General features: G+C 70.8%; 15 protein-coding genes. 5 read left to right on the forward strand and 10 right to left on the reverse strand.

Translation table 11 applies throughout. The features are described from left to right. Positions 1-10 precede the first annotated feature (10 nt). The 3 genes from ACWCQ1_RS12535 to pflB are packed head-to-tail and all read right to left on the reverse strand — an operon-like array spanning position 11 to position 3377. Positions 11-187, reverse strand: a complete 177-nt coding sequence (locus tag ACWCQ1_RS12535; RefSeq protein ID WP_165954951.1) for a hypothetical protein — start codon at positions 185-187, stop codon at positions 11-13. Between the two features lie 52 nt (positions 188-239). Continuing rightward, a complete protein-coding gene (gene pflA / locus ACWCQ1_RS12540) occupies positions 240-1067 on the reverse strand; it encodes a pyruvate formate-lyase-activating protein (protein ID WP_451026430.1) in 828 nt (275 codons plus the stop codon). A gap of 12 nt (positions 1068-1079) precedes the next feature. Beyond that, positions 1080-3377 carry a formate C-acetyltransferase gene (gene pflB / locus ACWCQ1_RS12545; RefSeq protein ID WP_451026431.1) on the reverse strand — a complete coding sequence of 766 codons (2298 nt, stop codon included), beginning with the start codon at positions 3375-3377 and terminating at the stop codon, positions 1080-1082. 228 nt (positions 3378-3605) lie between these two features. Here pflB and ACWCQ1_RS12550 point away from each other — a divergent pair, with 228 nt between their 5' ends. The 3 genes from ACWCQ1_RS12550 (at position 3606) to ACWCQ1_RS12560 (ending at position 6919) form a co-directional block, all read left to right on the forward strand. Next, positions 3606-4862, forward strand: a complete 1257-nt coding sequence (locus ACWCQ1_RS12550) for a low temperature requirement protein A (protein ID WP_451026432.1) — start codon at positions 3606-3608, stop codon at positions 4860-4862. Positions 4863-4903: 41 nt separating this feature from the next. Then, positions 4904-5932: a P1 family peptidase gene (locus tag ACWCQ1_RS12555; RefSeq protein WP_133045836.1), complete on the forward strand. Its 1029-nt coding sequence runs from the start codon at positions 4904-4906 to the stop codon at positions 5930-5932. 240 nt (positions 5933-6172) lie between these two features. Further along, entirely contained in the window at positions 6173-6919 is a 747-nt protein-coding gene (locus tag ACWCQ1_RS12560) for a DUF6227 family protein (protein ID WP_208780119.1), read from the forward strand. Between the two features lie 77 nt (positions 6920-6996). On the opposite strand, the gene ACWCQ1_RS12565 is transcribed toward ACWCQ1_RS12560, so the two are convergent. The 5 genes from ACWCQ1_RS12565 to ACWCQ1_RS12585 all read right to left on the reverse strand — a co-directional run bounded on the left by ACWCQ1_RS12565 (position 6997) and on the right by ACWCQ1_RS12585 (position 13513). Further along, positions 6997-7254, reverse strand: coding sequence for a hypothetical protein (locus tag ACWCQ1_RS12565; protein WP_133045834.1), 258 nt, complete (start codon positions 7252-7254; stop codon positions 6997-6999). 186 nt (positions 7255-7440) lie between these two features. Then, positions 7441-9627 carry a PTS fructose transporter subunit IIABC gene (locus tag ACWCQ1_RS12570; RefSeq protein WP_451026433.1) on the reverse strand — a complete coding sequence of 729 codons (2187 nt, stop codon included), beginning with the start codon at positions 9625-9627 and terminating at the stop codon, positions 7441-7443. A gap of 289 nt (positions 9628-9916) precedes the next feature. Continuing rightward, positions 9917-10864 (reverse strand): 1-phosphofructokinase, encoded by a 948-nt coding sequence (pfkB, locus tag ACWCQ1_RS12575; protein ID WP_133045832.1) that lies wholly within the window; start codon positions 10862-10864, stop codon positions 9917-9919. After that, complete coding sequence (locus tag ACWCQ1_RS12580) at positions 10861-11622, reverse strand: DeoR/GlpR family DNA-binding transcription regulator (protein ID WP_133045831.1); 762 nt, start codon at positions 11620-11622, stop codon at positions 10861-10863. Before ACWCQ1_RS12580 ends, pfkB begins: the two co-directional genes overlap by 4 nt. A 256-nt stretch (positions 11623-11878) precedes the next feature. Beyond that, entirely contained in the window at positions 11879-13513 is a 1635-nt protein-coding gene (locus ACWCQ1_RS12585) for an MFS transporter (RefSeq protein WP_451026434.1), read from the reverse strand. A gap of 62 nt (positions 13514-13575) precedes the next feature. On the opposite strand from ACWCQ1_RS12585, the gene ACWCQ1_RS12590 reads away from it, so the two are divergent. Beyond that, positions 13576-14538 carry a helix-turn-helix transcriptional regulator gene (locus ACWCQ1_RS12590; RefSeq protein ID WP_133045830.1) on the forward strand — a complete coding sequence of 321 codons (963 nt, stop codon included), beginning with the start codon at positions 13576-13578 and terminating at the stop codon, positions 14536-14538. Between the two features lie 24 nt (positions 14539-14562). On the opposite strand, the gene ACWCQ1_RS12595 is transcribed toward ACWCQ1_RS12590, so the two are convergent. Both ACWCQ1_RS12595 and ACWCQ1_RS12600 read right to left on the reverse strand, forming a co-directional pair. Continuing rightward, a complete protein-coding gene (locus ACWCQ1_RS12595; RefSeq protein ID WP_451026567.1) occupies positions 14563-15246 on the reverse strand; it encodes a TetR/AcrR family transcriptional regulator in 684 nt (227 codons plus the stop codon). Between the two features lie 633 nt (positions 15247-15879). Further along, positions 15880-16875: a sigma-70 family RNA polymerase sigma factor gene (locus tag ACWCQ1_RS12600; protein WP_451026435.1), complete on the reverse strand. Its 996-nt coding sequence runs from the start codon at positions 16873-16875 to the stop codon at positions 15880-15882. A gap of 200 nt (positions 16876-17075) precedes the next feature. On the opposite strand from ACWCQ1_RS12600, the gene ACWCQ1_RS12605 reads away from it, so the two are divergent. Next, the gene (locus tag ACWCQ1_RS12605; protein WP_358592608.1) at positions 17076-17594 is read left to right on the forward strand and encodes a GNAT family N-acetyltransferase; all 519 of its coding nucleotides are present in this window, start codon (positions 17076-17078) and stop codon (positions 17592-17594) included. The last annotated feature ends 35 nt before the right edge of the window (positions 17595-17629 follow it).

Genomic DNA, 17629 nt, shown 5'->3' on the forward strand with positions numbered 1-17629 from the left:
CCGACGCGACTCAGAGGTGGTGGGGCGGCTTCTCGTCGAGGAAGCGCTTGAGGTCGGCCGCCGCATCGGCGTCGGTGCCCGGCCGCTCGCCCCAGCCGCGGTCCGTGTCGTCCGAGGACTGCTGGTCCAGCGGATCGTCGAAGATCAGCGAGGGCTTCGGGGAGCGCGGCTCGGGGGCAGAGGTCATGTCTCCAGGGTACGGCCCCGAAAGCGGGAGCCCTCCCGGCCGTCCCCTCGCCTCACACGGCGTAAAGACCACGGTCGGCGAAGATACGCCGAGCGAGGGCGGTCTGCTCGGGGGTGGGACAAGGTGTGTCGTGGAGCGCGAAGCGGCGGCCGAGCGCCTGCCACTTGGCCTCGCCGAGCTTGTGGAAGGGCAGGACGTCGACGCGGGTGACATTGCCGAGCGAGGCGGTGAAGGCGGCGACGCCCTCGATGTTGGCCGGGTCGTCGGTGAGGCCGGGTACCAGCACGAAGCGGACATGGACCTCGTTGCCGAGATGGGCCAGGCGCCGTGCGAAGGCGAGCGTCGGCTGCAGAGGCTGGCCGGTGACCTTGCGGTAGGCGGTGCGGTCCCAGGACTTGATGTCGAGCAGGACCAGGTCGGTGTCGCACAGCAGGGCGTCGGTGGCGCGGACGCCGAGGAAGCCCGAGGTGTCCAGCGCGGTGTGCAGACCGAGTTCGTGCTTGAAGCGGTGCAACAACTCGCCGGTGAAGGCGGGTTGGAGCAGCGGCTCACCCCCGCTGACGGTGGCGCCGCCGCCGGCGGCCGCGATGAACCGCGTGTACTTGCCGGCCTCGGCGAGGATCTCATCGGCTGTGGTGCGCTTGCCGTCGCGCATGCGCCAGGTGTCGGGGTTGTGGCAGTACAGGCAAGTCAGCGGGCAGCCCGACAGGAAGGTGACGAAGCGGGTGCCGGGGCCGTCGACGCCGGTCGACAGGTCCCACGAGTGGACCGAACCGACCACCGGTCGCCGCCCGGCCGCGGCGGCCGGGGTGACCGCCGCGGCAACGGCCCCGCGGGCCGACGTCGGCAGGGTCGGCGCCGTCGGAGGAAGCGCGGTCATCGTCCCCGCCCCTTACAGCGAGCCGTGGAAAGTGCGGTTGATGACGTCGAGCTGCTGCTCGCGCGTGAGGCGCACGAAGTTGACCGCGTAGCCGGAGACCCGGATGGTCAGCTGGGGGTACTTCTCGGGGTGCTCCATCGCGTCCTGCAGGGTCGCGCGGTCGAGGACGTTGACGTTCATGTGGAAGCCGTCCTCGGCGATGAAGCCGTCCAGGACGCCGGAGAGGTTGGCGACGCGTTCCTCGGGGGTACGGCCCAGCGCGTCCGGGGTGATGGTGTTGGTCAGCGAGATGCCGTCCTCCGCGTCGTCGTACGGGAGCTTGGCGACGGAGAGCGCCGAGGCGATGTAACCGTGCTCGTCACGCCCGTTCATGGGGTTGGCGCCGGGCGCGAAGGGGGTGCCCGCGCGGCGGCCGTCGGGCGTGTTGCCGGTCTTCTTGCCGTAGACAACGTTCGAGGTGATCGTCAGCACCGACTGGGTGTGCACCGCGTCTCGGTAGGTCGGGTAACGGCGGACCTTCTCCATGAACTCGTGGACGATCCAACGCGCGAGGGAATCGGCCCGGTCGTCGTTGTTGCCGTACGCCGGGTAGTCGCCCTCGACGACGTAGTCGACGGCGAGACCGGTGCCGTCCCGAACGACCTTCACGCGTGCGTGCTTGATGGCGGACAGCGAGTCGGCGGCGACCGACAGGCCGGCGATGCCGCACGCCATGGTGCGCAGGACGGCTCGGTCGTGCAGGGCCATTTCCAGTCGCTCGTAGGCGTACTTGTCGTGCATGTAGTGGATGACGTTGAGCGCGTGCACGTAGGTCTTCGCGAGCCAGTCGAGCATGGCGACGTACGCCGTGAGGACGCTGTCGTAGTCGAGGTACTCGTCGGTGATCGGCTCGAAGCCCTCGACGACGGTCTTGCCGGACGTCTCGTCGCGGCCGCCGTTGATGGCGTACAGCAGGGCCTTGGCGACGTTGACGCGGGCGCCGAAGAACTGCATCTGCTTGCCCATCGCCATGGCGGAGACGCAGCAGGCGATGGCGGTGTCGTCGCCGAATTTGGGGCGCATGAGCTCGTCGGACTCGAACTGCAGGGCGCTGGTGTCGACGGCGACCTGGGCTGCGTACCTCTTGAAGGCCTCGGGCAGGCGCTGACTCCAGAAGACGGTGAGGTTGGGTTCGGGGGCCGGGCCCAGGTTGTAGAGGGTGTTCAGGGCGCGGAAGGTGGTGCGGGTGACCAGTGGGCGCCCGTCGGCGCCGATGCCGGCCATGGACCAGGTGACCCAGGTGGGGTCGCCGGAGTAGAGCTCGTTGTACTCGGGGGTGCGCAGGAAGCGCACGATGCGGAGCTTGATGACGAAGTCGTCGATGAGTTCCTGGGCCTCGGACTCGGTGAGCAGGCCGCGCTCAATGTCCCGCTGGAGGTAGATGTCGAGGAAGGCGTCGATGCGCCCGATCGACATGGCGGCGCCGTTCTGTTCCTTGACGGCGGCGAGGTAGGCGAAGTACAGCCACTGGACGGCCTCGCGGCCGGTGCGGGCGGGGCCGGAGATGTCGTGGCCGTAGGAGAGGGCCATGGCTTTGAGGTCCTCGAGGGCGCGGATCTGCTCGGCGATTTCCTCGCGTTCCTGGATCACCTCCGCGCTCGGCCAGAGGACTTCGACTGCGCTTTTGTCCACTCGCTTCGCGACGATGAGCCGGTCTACGCCGTAGAGGGCGACGCGACGGTAGTCACCGATGATGCGGCCGCGGCCGTAGGCGTCGGGCAGGCCGGTGATGATGCCGGAGGAACGACAGGCGCGGATCTCGGGGGTGTAGGCGTCGAAGACTCCGTCGTTGTGGGTCTTGCGGAGCTTGGTGTAGATCTCCCTGACGGCGGGGTCGGCCTCGTACCCGTAGGCGCTCAGGGCGCTCTCGACCATGCGCCAGCCGCCGTTGGGCATGATGGCGCGCTTGAGCGGGGCGTCGGTCTGGAGGCCGACCACGAGGTCGAGGTCGCGGTCGATGTAGCCGGGTGCGAAGGCGTCGATGCGGGAGGGTGTCCTGACGTCGACGTCGTAGACGCCCCGCTCGTTCTCGGTGGGGAACATCGCGAGGAGCTTGTTCCAGACCTTGGTGGTGCGCTCGGTGGGGCCGGTGAGGAAGGACGCGTCTCCCCGGTAAGGGACGTAGTTGTGCTGGACGAAGTCGCGGACATTGATGGCGTCACGCCACAGCCCGCCCCGGAAGCCGCTCCAGGCGTCCTCTTGCGGCGACGGCTCACCCGGCGCCTCGTCGGCTGGGGTGAGGTTCGTGGATTCCGCAGGAGTGGCAGTCATGGCCGGCGCCTTCCGCATCGCTTCGTGGGTACGGATCCATTGCACGCTGTCCGCACCGCCCCAGGGCGAGGCGTTGGTCCCCGATCTCGGGCCAAAGGTCCTAACGGCAAACGACACCAGGGACGTTCGTGCTGGCTGACCTGGTCTTTCCTCCGCGATGACGAACCTCCATCCTCTTGTGAATCCCTTCACAAGAGGATGGAGGGGTTATCTGGTGTGCTAGGACGCATGACATCCAGTTCGACTCCGCCTTCGGGCTCCTCCGACGCGTCCGCGAGTCACGGGCCGCTGCGTCGGCTCACCGCCCGGGGCCGTGACGAGGCGCACCGCGTCGCCTCGCCCCTTGAGCTCTTCTTCGACCTCTGTTTCGTGGTGGCCGTCGCGCAGGCGGGCGTCGGCCTGGTGCACGCCGTCGTCGCAGGACATGCGGGCAGCGGGATCGCGAGTTACGCGATGCAGTTCTTCGCCATCTGGTGGGCCTGGATGAACTTCACCTGGTTCGCCTCGGCCTACGACAACGACGACGTCCTGTACCGAGTCGTCACGCTGGTGCAGATCGCCGGTGTGCTGGTGCTGGCCGCCGGAATTTCGCGGGCCTTCGAGGACCACGACTACCTGGTGGTCTGGCTGGGTTACGTGATCATGCGGCTGGCGATGGCGGCGCACTGGCTGAGAGCGGCGAGATCCGCGGAGGGGGCCGAGAGAACCACGGCGCTGCGGTACGCCGGTGGCGTGCTGCTGTGCATGGTCGGCTGGCTCGGCCTGGTCGTTCTGCCGGAGCATGCCCGCCCGTGGGTCTTCCTGGTGATGGCGATCGTCGAGATGTGTGTCCCGCTCTACGCGGAGAAGGACTTCGCCACGTCCTGGCATCCGCACCACATCTCCGAGCGGTACGGGCTGTTCACGATCATCGTGATCGGCGAGACGATCGCCGCGGCCACGGCGGCCGTGCAGTCGGGGGTGGACGAGCACGACGCGCTGGGCGAACTGCTGCCGATCGCGGCGGGTGGGCTGCTCATCGTCTTCGCAGCCTGGTGGATCTACTTCGTGGTGCCGATCCACGGACGTCTTCGCATCAGCGGCCAGGCGTTCCTGTGGGGTTACGGCCACTACCTGATCTTCGGCTCGGCCGCCGCGATCGGTGCCGGCCTGGAGGTGGCGGTCGAGCAGGCCGTCGGCAGGGCACACATCTCCACACTGGCGGCGTCGGCCGCGGTCACCCTGCCCACGGCGCTGTACCTGGTGTGCGTGTGGGCGCTGCACTCGCGCTACTTCAAGGTGGGCATCACCCAGCAGCTGGTGCTGCCGGTCACGGCACTGCTGGTGATCGTCTGCACGTTCCTCGGCAGGTGGGCGGTGTTGGGGGCGGGCATCGTGGCGGCGCTGGCGGTGGCGACCGGCGTGACGTTGACGGCACGCATGGTCGCCCGGGAGCGCGGGGCGAGCGGAACGAGCGGGGAGCAGGCGACCAGTCCCGTCGTCTGACGCACACGCGCTGTGGCGGTGGTGCGGGCGAGACTGGCTCCATGACAGTTGACGCCTTGACCGATGTCGCCGGGCTGCGGGTGGGGCACGCGACACGCACCGGCGGCGGTTGGCTCACCGGCACCACGGTCGTCCTCGCCCCGGAAGGCGGCGCTGTCGCCGCCGTGGACGTCCGGGGCGGCGGCCCCGGCACCAAGGAGACCGACGCCCTCGACCCGCGCAACCTCGTGCAGAAGGTCGAGGCGATCGTGCTCACCGGCGGCAGCGCCTACGGGCTGGACGCGGCGTCCGGGGTGATGGCGTGGCTGGAGGAGCAGCGGCGCGGCGTGCGGGTCGGGGAGGACCCTTCTCATGTCGTGCCGGTGGTGCCCGCCGCCTGCGTCTTCGACCTGGGGCGGGGCGGTGACTTCCGGGCCAGGCCCGACGCCGCCACCGGGCGGGCCGCGGTCGAGGCCGCGGCGGCGAGCGCGATCGGCGCGAGCGTACGGGAAGGGTGCGTCGGAGCCGGCACGGGAGCCGCCGCCGGACCGATGAAGGGCGGGGTGGGCAGCGCGAGCACCGTGCTGGACTCCGGGATCACGGTGGGTGCGCTGGTGGTCGTCAACGCGGTGGGGTCGGTGATGGATCCGGAAACGGGCGCGCTGTACGGGGAGTTGTTCTCGGGCCGCGTGAACCATCCGGAGACGCACGTCCACGAGGCGGCGCGCCGGCGCCTCGCCGAGGCCGCGGCGAAGAGCGCGCGCCCTCCGCTGAACACCACGCTCGCCGTGGTCGCCACCGACGCGGACCTGTCGAAAGCGCAGGCGCAGAAGCTGGCCGGTACGGCGCACGACGGCATCGCACGCGCCGTGCGGCCGGTGCACATGCTGAATGACGGCGACACGGTCTTCGCCCTGGCCACGGGGGAGCACCAGCTCGACGCCGGCAATCCCCTCGCGCTGAACGCGATCCTCGAGGCCGGTACGGACCTGGTGACGCGCGCGATCGTACGCGCCGTGCGCGCCGCCCGGTCCGTGGACGGGCCGGGCGGAGTATGGCCGTCGTACGAGGAGTTGTACGGCGGCGAGTGAGCGGCGGGGACGGGCGCCCGGGCGTACAGGCAGAGCGCCAGCTGATCGCGTGCGCCCTCTTGATCGCCGTAAACGGCCTCTGAGCGGCGGATTTTGACGGATCATCGGGCCGAGCGGGAACTTCTCGCACGGCCCGCGCGTTTTCCCGGCGTACGTTTTCTCGGTTCCCGGACATGATGTCCGGCCGAGGGGCTACGGTATGCACCCACAAGGTGACATGCAGCAACGCCGGGAGAAACCTTGAGCGTTCCGTACGAGACCACTGCGTACGAACCACCCGAGTCGCCCGAGTCTCCGGAGGAGCACCTCGAGCGGCTCCTCGGTCGTGCCCTGAACTCCTTCGAGTTGCCGGACGACACCATACGGCGACTCGACTGTGCGCTGGCGTATGACACTTCGCTGCATTCGGCGCACCACAGTTCGGGGCTGCACCGGGAGACGTACCGGCACACCTGGCTGCTCGCCGACGGGTCGGCGCTCACCCTGTGGGAGCTCGTGCACAACACCGCGCCGGGCAGCGTCACGCAGCACGAGGTGTATGTGGACGAGGAGGAGGTCCGCACCGCCACCGCCCGGCTGCCGCTGCCCCCGGACGCGCCGGACTTCGAGCTGCCGGTGACCGTGCATCTGTCGCCGGTCCCCGCGCCCCGGCACGCGTACCTGCCGGACGACTCGGCGGACCACGCGCGCCGGCTGCTGCGCCGTGCGGAGAACGCGGACCGGCCGGGTGCGGAGACGGCGGCGTTACTGGCCACGGCGTTCGCGCACCAGATCACGCAGGCTTTCGGACGCCCGTGTCGAGCGGGCCGTGCCGGGCTGTGCTTCTCGCTCTACGAGCACGCGTTCCTGCTGCGCGACGGCGCGGAGGTCTCCCTCTGGGAGGTCGAGCACACGGCGACACCGGACGGGCGGCACATGTGCGAGGTGTACGTCACCGAGGACGCGGCGCGGGACGCCATGGAGCGGCGCGCGTCGCGCGTTTCCTGAGCCGCGGCGCCGACGGCGCGTGAAGTGGGGCGCACGGTCCCGGCGCACGCCTCAGCGCCAGGCGGGTGTCTCGCGCCTCAGTGGCCGTCGTTGAGCCGGCGTACGAGAACGGCGAACGCGTCTCGCTCCGCGGGGGTCAGTTCGACGGCCTCCAGGTGGGGACCGGCCTCACGCTGGGACGGGAGGCCGTGCAGGAAGTCGTCCGCGCCCCACAGGTCGGCTCCGGAGCGGTAGCGGCGCAGGAGGCGGACCAGGCCGAAGCCCCAGACGACGGTGGCGAAGGCCAGCAGGGCCACGCCCAGCGACTGGAGGATCGAGACGTGCTCATCGGGCATGAGCCCAGTAGACACCACGGTCCGGGACTTTAGGCCTGGACCGTGACGTATCTCGCAGGTCGCACAGGTGCCGCAGTTGCCCCGTAGGTGCCGCGACCAACTCACAGTGCGCCAAAGGGACATGGGTCGGCCGTGGCCCCTCCCACGGGACCACGGCCGACCGCCGCACGGATTGCGGGGCGCTGGTTACGCCGCCACCGGCTGCTTCGCATCGGCCGTCGCTGCGGCCGGGTCGGCGGCGGTGCCGGGGCTCACGGCGCCGGGCGCCGGCTTGCGCATCCCCTTCAGGACCACGACCAGGGAGGTCGTGACACACACGCCGACCGCGATGGCGATCAGGTAGAGGAACGGGTTGCCGATCAGCGGGACCACGAAGATGCCGCCGTGGGGGGCGCGCAGGGTGGCGCTGAACGCCATCGACAGGGCGCCGGTGATCGCGCCGCCCACCATGGAGGAGGGGATGACGCGCAGCGGGTCGGCCGCGGCGAACGGGATCGCGCCCTCGGAGATGAAGGAGGCGCCGAGGACCCAGGCGGCCTTGCCGTTCTCGCGCTCGGTCTCGGTGAAGAGCTTGCCGCGGACCGTCGTGGCCAGGGCCATCGCGAGCGGCGGGACCATGCCGGCGGCCATGACCGCGGCCATGATCTTCATGGCGGAGTCGCTCGGGCTGGAGACCGCGATGCCGGCGGTGGCAAAGGTGTAGGCGACCTTGTTGACGGGTCCGCCGAGGTCGAAGCACATCATCAGGCCGAGCAGGGCGCCGAGCAGGATGGCGTTGGAGCCGGAGAGGCTGTTCAGCCAGTCGGTCATGCCCTTCTGGGCGGAGGCGATGGGCTTGCCCACGACGACGAACATCAGGAACCCGACGATCGCCGAGGAGATCAGCGGGATCACCACCACCGGCATGATGCCGCGCAGCACCGCCGGGATGTTGATCCGCTGGATCGCCATCACCACACCGCCGGCGAGCAGACCGGCGACCAGACCGCCGAGGAAGCCCGCGTTGATGGTGGACGCGATCATGCCGCCCACGAACCCGGGGACGAGACCCGGCCGGTCCGCCATGCCGTACGCGATGTAGCCGGCCAGGACCGGGACGAGGAAGCCGAAGGCGACGCCGCCGATCTGGAAGAGCAGGGCCGCCCAGCTGTCCGTCTGGGTCCACACGAAGTGGTCCATCACCGACGGCGCCGTCTTGATCTCGTATCCGCCGATCGCGAACCCGAGGGCGATCAGCAGACCGCCCGCAGCGACGAACGGGACCATGTAACTCACGCCGGACATCAGCCACTTGCGCAGCTTGGTGCCGTACCCCTCGTCGGCGTCACCGGCGCGCTCGACCGGCGTGCCCCTGCCCGCGGGGGCGCCCGCGGTCACCTCACCGCGCTCCGCCTTCCCGCGCACCTCGGAGATCAGCTCGCCGGGACGGTTGATACCGGCTTTCACGCCGACGTCGACGGTCGGCTTGCCGGCGAAGCGCTCCTTCTCGCGTACGGGCACGTCGTGGGCGAAGATCACACCGTCCGCAGCCGCGATGACCGCCGGGTCGAGCCGGGTGAAGCCCGCCGAGCCCTGCGTCTCGACGACGACCTCGACGCCCGACTCGCGGCCCGCGTTCTCCAGCGACTCGGCCGCCATGTAGGTGTGGGCGATGCCGGTCGGGCAGGAAGTGACCGCGACGATGCGGAAGGGGCGCTCGTCGGCGGAGGGGGCGCCCGACGCCGGGGCGGATGCGTCATCGACGCTCGCGCCCGGCGCCGGGGCCGTGTTGTCCGTGGCGGCGTCGGCGGAGGCCGCCACCGACGACGCCACGGAGTCTGTGGAGGCGCCCTGAGCGGCGCTCGCGGCGCCCTTCGCACCCTCCGACGCGCTGCCCGCGCCCGCGGATCCGCCCTCGCCCGCGCCGCTCGCGCTCTCGGCGTCCGCCGCCGGCGCGTCCCCGCGGATCAGCGCCGCCGCGGCCGCCGCGTCCCCCACCGACCGCAGCGCGCCGGTGAACTCGGCGTTCATCAGCTGCCGGGCCAGCGACGACAGGATCGTCAGGTGGGCGTCGTCGGCACCGGCCGGCGCGGCGATCAGGAAGATCAGGTCGGCGGGACCGTCCGGCGCGCCGAAGTCGACACCGGCGGCGCTGCGGCCGAAGGCGAGCGTCGGCTCGGTGACGTGCTCACTGCGGCAGTGCGGGATGCCGATGCCGCCGTCGAGGCCGGTCGGCATCTGTGCCTCGCGGGCGGCCACGTCGGCGAGGAAGCCCTCCAGGTCGGTCACCCGGCCCAGGGCCACCATGCGCTCCGCGAGGGCACGCGCCGCCGCTTCCTTGGTGTCGGCGGACAGGTCGAGATCGACCAGATCCGCGGTGATCATGTCGCTCATCGCGGGCTCCTTAGCACGCGTATCGCCCGGGGAGTGGGGTGGGCGGGGGTGGGGACGGGGGTTTTGTGGGAGGTGGGGAGGATCTCGGTGCCAATGGAGGCGGGGCCGGGGAAACCCCGCCTTCTCAGGGCGGCAGGACGGCTCAGGTGCCCCTGCCTCCCGTCGTTCATGGCGAGTAACGCGGAGCCTCGCCGTTCGAGAGCCGGGTGACCGAGCGCAGTCCCGCGCGCCACGCCGAGCGCCGTCTTGCGCGCCACACCACGCGCCGTCCCGGGCGTCGTACGCACGCTCATGACACCGGCTCCGTCAGTGCGCGGTCCATCGGTACCTCGGTCGTCACCGTGACCGCTGCCGGGTTCAGGTCGGACGGGGTCGGCATGACGCTGCCCGGTAGCTGGACGGCCGCCGCACCGTGGGCCACCGCCGAGGCGAGGGCCTTCGGGCCGCTGCCGCCGGCGATCAGGAAGCCGGCCAGGGACGAGTCGCCGGCGCCCACGTTGCTGCGGACGGCGTCCACACGGGCGCTGCCGAACCAGGCGCCCGCGCCGTCCACGAGCAGCTGCCCGTCGGCGCCCAGGCTCGCGAGCACGGCGCGCGCGCCCATCTCGCGCAACTCCTCGGCCGCCTTCACCGCGTCGCCAACCGTCGCCAGGGGGCGCCCGACCGCTTCCGCGAGCTCCTCGGCGTTCGGCTTCACCACGTCGGGCCGCTCGCGCAGCGCCTCCAGGAGCGCGCGCCCCGAGGTGTCCAGGGCGATCCGCACGCCCCCGGCGTGCGCCCGCGCGACGACGTCGGCGTACCACGCCGGCGCGAGGCCACGCGGAAGGCTCCCGCAGCAGGCGATCCAGTCCGCGTCCCCGGACTGGGCGCGCACCGTCTCCAGGAGCAGTTCCTGCTCCTCCGCGGACAGCTCCGGACCCGGCGCGTTGATCTTGGTCAGTACCCCGTCCGCCTCCGCGAGCGCGATGTTGGAGCGGGTGGCTCCGGCGACCGGGACCGGCGCGACCTCGATGCCCTGCGCGTCGAGCAGGTCCGCGACGAGCGCTCCCGGCGCACCACCCAGGGGCAGGACGGCGACCGTGCGCTGTCCGGCGGCCGCGACGGCGCGCGAGACGTTCACGCCCTTGCCGCCCGGGTCCATGCGTTCGCCGGTGGCGCGGATGACCTCGCCGCGCTCCAGGGAGGGAACTTCGTAGGTGCGGTCGAGGGAGGGGTTGGGGGTGACGGTGAGGATCATGCGCGCACCACTTCCGTGCCGCCGCGCTCGATGGCGACGGCGTCGTCTTGGCTCAGACCGCTGTCGGTGATCAGCAGGTCCACGTCGCTCAGGTCGCCGAAGCGGGCGAAGTGCTCCTGGCCGTGCTTGGAGGAGTCGGCGAGCAACACCACGCGGCGGGCTGCGGCGACGGCCGCGCGCTTCACCGCGGCCTCGGCGAGGTCGGGGGTGGTCAGGCCGTGGTCGGCGGAGAAGCCGTTGGCCGCGACGAAGAGGACGTCCGCCCGGATCTCGCCGTAGGCGCGCAGCGCCCAGGCGTCCACGGCGGCGCGCGTACGGTGCCGTACGCGCCCCCCGACCAGATGGAGCTGGATGCCGGGGTGGTCCGCGAGGCGGGCCGCGATGGGGAGGCTGTGGGTGACGACGGTGAGGGACGACTCCAGCGGGAGGGCGGCCGCGAGGCGGGCGACCGTCGTACCGGCGTCGAGGATCAGGGTGCCCTCGGTCGGCAGTTCCGCGACGGCGGCCTTGGCGATGCGGTCCTTCTCGTCGGTGGAGGTGCTCTCGCGTTCGGTGAGGTCCGGTTCGAAGTCGAGACGTCCGGCCGGGATGGCACCGCCGTGCACGCGGCGGACCAGGCCGGCGCGGTCGAGGGCCTTCAGGTCGCGGCGGATCGTCTCCGCCGTCACCTGGAACTCCTCGGCCAGCGACACGACGTCCACCCGGCCGCCGTCACGGGCGAGCCGGAGGATCTCCTGCTGCCGCTCCGGTGCGTACATGTCCGTTCCCCTCCGGTGCGAGTACCCGTTGACCCCGGCGAACCCGATGTCCGACCGTTTCCGATCGATGCCCGAACCTGTGGCTTCAGTCGGGAGGCTACGCCCGGATTTCCGGAAAGTAAACAGGTTCGGGCATCAGTCGGACACATACGGGCGCCAGCGGCCCGAGAGGACGCCGGGGGCGGCACGGCGAAGGCCCGCCCCCGCGATGCGAGGACGGGCCCTGACGACCGGTCCGACCTGGGGCGACGCCCACTCACCCGACCAGCGACGGCTGCTGCTCCTCCGACTGCCCAGACCTGAGCCCGGGCCCGTCACCGCCGTCACCGCCGTCAACACCAGCGACATCGGCAACATCAGCGGCATCAGCGACGCCATTCATCCCGTCCGCCCCCTCCACATGCTGCGCCGGCCGCTTCGGCAGCGCGAACATCAGGGTGAAGATCAGCCCCATGACCGCCGCCACCCACACCAGCGCGTGCTGGAAGGCGTTCACGAAGGCCGGGCCCACCTGGGTGCGGGTCAGCCGGTCGCCGATCTCGCCGAAGAAGACCACCGACACGAGGCCGAGTCCGAGCGCGTTCCCCATCTGCTGGACCGTGTTGATCAGGCCCGACGCCGATCCCGCGTGCTCGCGCGGCACCTCGGACAGCACCACGTCCGTCAGCGGGGCGACGATCAGGCCCATGCCGACGCCCATCACCACCAGCGGAAGGGCCATCTGCCAGGAGGCGATGCCGAGGCCGTACCGGTCGGACTCGGCGATGTAGAGCAGCACGCCCAGGGCCATCAGCAGCGCGCCCGCCTGCAGCACCTTGCGGCCGAACCGCGGGACCAGTTGCTGCACGGACAGCCCCGCCGCCGTGGAGACGGCGATCGAGAAGGGCACGCCGGTCAGGCCGGCCCGCAGCGGGCTCCAGCCCAGGCCGATCTGCATGTACAGCGTCCACACCAGGAAGAACACACCGAGCGCGACCCCGAAGACCGTCTGCACCGCGATCCCCGCCGCGAAGCTCTTCACCCGGAACAGGGAGAGTTCGATCAGCGGCGAACCGTCCCGTGCCGCCTTCCGGCGCTCGTACGCCACCAGCGCCCCGAATACCACGACCGCGCCCGCCATCGAGCCGTATCCCCACAGCGGCCAGCCCAGCTCGCGGCCACGGGTCAGCGGGTAGAGCAGCATCAGCAGGCCCAGGGTCACCAGCGCGACGCCGACGAGGTCCAGCCTCAGCGCGCGCGGGGCCCTGGACTCGGTGATGAAGCGACTGCCGAGGATGAGCCCCGCGATGCCTACGGGCAGGTTGATGAGGAAGATGGGGCGCCATTCGAGGCCGAACAGGTTCCACTCGGTCAGCAGGGCGCCGAGCAGCGGGCCGGTCACGGCGCCCAGGCCGACGACCGCGCCGAACAGACCGAACACCTTGCCGCGCTCATGGGCCGGGAAGGTCGCGTGCACGATCGAGAGGACCTGCGGGACCATCATCGCCGCCATGCCGCCCTGCATGATCCGTGAGGCGACCAGCATCTCCGGGTTCGCGGCGAAGCCGCACAGCGCCGAGGCGAGCGTGAAACCGCCGATACCGACCAGGAACAGTCGCTTACGTCCGTGAATGTCACCCAAGCGACCACCTGTGATCAGCCCGGCGGCGAAGGCCAGCGCGTAACCGGCCGTTATCCACTGGATCTGACTGAAGGAGGCGCCCGCTTCCCGCTGGATGGACGGGATCGCGATGTTGACGATCGTGACGTCGACGAGGTCCATGAAGGCGGCGGTCATCACGATCGCGAGCGCGAACCAGCGACGCCGGTCCGTTACGACGGCCGTACTCACGTCGGAGCTCACGTCGGCATTCACATCGGAATTCACGTCTGGTGTTTCGGTGGAGGTCATACCTTGAAGCTACGGCCCCTATAGGTCAGATCGTGTCCTAGTTGTACGGCATCCTCGAACTCATGACGACGGACACCCCGGCACGACTGCTGCAGCTCCTCTCCCTCCTCCAGACGCCCCGCGAATGGCCCGGCGGCGAGCTCGCCGACCGGCTCGGGGTCTCCCGGCGCACGGTACGGCGCGACATCGAACGGCTGCGCGAGCTGGGCTATCCCGTGCAGGCCACGATGGGTGCGGACGGCGGCTACCGGCTGATCGCGGGCAAGGCGATGCCGCCACTCGTGCTCGACGACGAGGAGGCGGTGGCCATCGCGGTCGGTCTGCGCGCGGGCGCCGGGCACGCGCTGGAGGGGGTGGACGAGGCGTCCGTACGGGCGCTGGCCAAGCTGGAACAGGTGCTGCCCTCCCGCCTGCGGCACCGCGTCTCCACGCTCCAGGCCGCGACCATGCCGCTGACCAGCGGGGACGGGGCGAGCATCGCGCCCGAGACACTGACCGTGATGGCGTCCACGGTGGCGGGGCGGGAGCGGCTGCGGTTCGCCTACCGGGCGAAGGACGGCACCGAGACGCGGCGGGTGACGGAGCCGTACCGGCTCGTCTCGGCCGGGCGGCGGTGGTACCTCGTCGCGTACGACCTCGATCGCGCCGACTGGCGGACCTTCCGGGTCGACCGGGTGAGCGAGCCATTCGCGACCGGCGCGCGGTTCGCTCCGCGGGAGCTGCCGACGGGGAGCGCGGCCGAGTATCTGCGCCGCTCCATGCAACGGCAGCAGGAGTCCTACGACTTCGAGGTCACCTTCGCCGCGCCGGCGGAGGTCGCCGCGGCGAAGCTGCCGACGTGGCTGGGCACGCCGGAGCCGCTGGACTCGGGGTCCTGCCGGCTGCGGGCGACGGTGAGCGACGCGATGGAGTGGACGGCGGTCCGGCTGGTCCTGACGGGCCTTGAGTTCACGGTCCGGGAGCCTGCGGAACTCGTCGAGTGCGTACGGGAGTTGGGGGGCCGGTTGGTGAGAGCGGCCGGCTAGCCCCGAGCTCCCAAGCCCCAAGCCCTAACCATGCTCTTCCGTGAACTCCCTCCACGGGAAGTCCCGTAGCGCATCGAGGTTTCTCAGTGCCATCGCCGCCGGTCCGTTCGGGCCCGTGGTCGGGGCGTCGCTCGCCGCCCACGCCTCCACGGCCACCCGCACCGCGGCACCGGCCACCGCTGCGGCGAACCGCAGTCGCGGGGACGTACCGGAAGCTGTGCCCGGCGACGCACCGGAAGCTGTGCCCGGCGACGCACTGGAAGCTGTGCCCGGCGACGCACCAGAGGCTCTGCCAACGTTGTCCAAAGCGCCGAGCCTCCTCGCCAGCGCCTCCCCCAGCCTGCCCTCCGAGTCCCGGCAGACCTCCGCCCAGACCTTCCCCAGGGCCGGGCTCGTGTCGGTGAGGCGGATGAGGGTGCGGACGAGTTCCCAGGAGGACGCGGAGACGCCGGCGCCCGGGGTGAAGGTGTGGCGGGCCGCGTGTTCGAGGGCCTCGGGGACGGAGAGGTGGGCGGGGGCCTCGGTGACCGCCTCCACCCAGCGGTGGGCGCCGGCCGCGTAGAGGGGGGCGACGGCCTCCTCCTTGGTGGCGAAGTAGCGATAGAACGTGCGCGGCGCGACCCCGGCGGCCTGGGCGATGTCCTCGGCGCGGGTGGCGCGCAGGCCCTGTCTCACGAACAGTCCGGCCGCCGCTCGGGCGATCTCCATCCTGGTGGCCGCCTTGCGCCGTTCGGTGAGGGTGGCGGGGGCCTGCGAGGAGGTTCCACGGGAGTTCGAGGAGGGGGTGGGGCTGCTCACATCGGCAGGCTATGCCGATGTGGCACAATCTGCCATCCGGCGGGCCACCCCGGGGTTCAGGTCCGGGGTGCCCCGTCTCCCAGCATGCCCGGCCCCGCCGCCCGCACGCCAGCGGCCCCCGGCCCCGGCCGACAGCCACGCACCTCCCCCGCCCCGCCACCGCTCGGGTCACAAAAAGAGCCGGGCTCCGGCGCCCGGGGGGAGGGCGCCGGAGCCCGGCTTGGGAAGGTCCCGGCGCCGGGGGGGTGTTGCGTCGGGACTTGGCTCTTGGGTCCGCTCAAAAGACACGGACTGCTGACGACTTCACGTTCGTCGACTCACGCTCGACGACCCACGCTCGACGACTCACGGCTACGGTGTCGAACTCCCGTGCCCCGAAGTCTTGTTCCCGCGAGCTGACCTGTTGAAGCGGTCTGACTCCGCCAGGTTTGCGCGGTCTTGAGCCACCCGGCGCACGCGGTCCGCGACCGTCGTACGCCGAGCGACCCGGGCTGTGCCCCGTCGCGCACGGAATCCCGTGGCGGCCGCGGGCCCCGCCTCGGCCTACGCCGCCGCCTCGAAGCCCGTGTCGCGGGCCAGCTTCTTCAGTTCCAGGAGGGCGTGCTTCTCGATCTGCCGGATGCGCTCGCGGGTGAGGCCGTGCTCCTTGCCGACCTCCGTCAGCGTGCGCTCACGGCCGTCCTCGATGCCGTACCGCATCTTGATGATGGACGCCGTGCGCGGGTCCAGGCGGCCGATGAGGTCGTCCAGTTCCTCGCTGCGGAGCAGGGTCAGGACCGACTGCTCGGGAGAAACCGCCGAGGTGTCCTCGAGCAGGTCGCCGAACTGGGTCTCGCCCTCGTCGTCCACCGACATGTTCAGCGAGACCGGGTCACGGGCCCAGTCCAGGACGTCGGAGACGCGCTCCGGTGTCGAGCCGAGCTCGGCGGCGATCTCCGCCGGCTCCGGGTCGCGGCCGTTCTCCCGGTTGAACTCGCGCTGCACCCGGCGGATCCGGCCCAGCTCCTCCACCAGGTGGACGGGCAGCCGGATGGTGCGGGACTGGTCGGCGATCGAGCGCGTGATGGCCTGGCGGATCCACCAGGTCGCGTACGTCGAGAACTTGAAGCCCTTGCGGTAGTCGAACTTCTCCACCGCGCGGACCAGACCGGCGTTGCCCTCCTGGATCAGGTCCAGCAGGGGCAGGCCGCTGCGGGGGTAGCGCCGCGCCACGGCCACGACCAGGCGGAGGTTGGAGCGGATGAAGATGTCCTTGGCCCGCTCCCCCTCGGCGACCAAGGCCTCGAGCTCCTCACGGGAAGCGTCGGCCTTGGACTCCTCGTACCCGTCGAGAACCTGTCGCGCGAACACACCCGCCTCGATGATCTGGGACAGCTCGACTTCCTTGGCGGCATCGAGCAGCGGTGTGCGCGCTATCTCGTCGAGGTACATGCCGACCAGGTCGCGGTCTGCGATCTCGCCGCCATGTGCGCGAACACTGCTTGCCGTGTCGGTCTCGCCGGTGGCGGACTGACGACGGGCGACGGCACGGGTTGCCATGCGTGCTCCCTTGCAATGGTGGGCTGGCGGGTGTTGGTCCTTCTCAGACGCTGGGCACTCGTCGTCGAGTACCGCTCAGCACCTTTGTCGGGTGCCCTGCATCTGACCGGAACAACGACTGGAAACCGGACAGAATTCCCAACCCGACCCTCCGATTTTCTGATCATGCAGTACCCTGTGCGGCCACACGAGGAGGCAGGATGCCGGCGGAGCGTGGAGAGGTGCAGGTCAGACCGGGAGTCGAGGCGGACCTCCAGGCCCTCACCGACCTCTACAACCACTACGTCCGTGAGACGTCCATCACATTCGATACCGCTGTTTTCACTGCTCAGGAGCGCCGCCCGTGGCTGCTCTCCCACCCTGAAGACGGGCCGCACCGCCTGAAGGTTGCCGCAGACGCGGACACACAGGAAATTCTGGGCTACGCCACGTCCAGTCCTTATCGCGCCAAGCCCGCCTACGAGACCTCGGTGGAGGTCACGGTCTACGTCGCCCCGCGCGCGGGCCGGCGCGGCATCGGCACGCTGCTGTACAAGGCCCTGTTCGAGGACCTGGCGGGCGAGGACGTGCACCGCGCCTACGCGGGCATCGCGCAACCCAACGAAGCGTCCACGCGGCTGCATGAACGCTTCGGTTTCCGGTACGTCGGCACGTACCGCGAGGTGGGCCGGAAGTTCGGCCGCTACTGGGACGTGGCCTGGTACGAGAAGGAGCTGTAGTCCTCGAAGCCGTAGCCCCCCGAAGCCGCGGTCCC

The sequence above is a fragment of the Streptomyces sp. NPDC002144 genome (assembly GCF_053593695.1).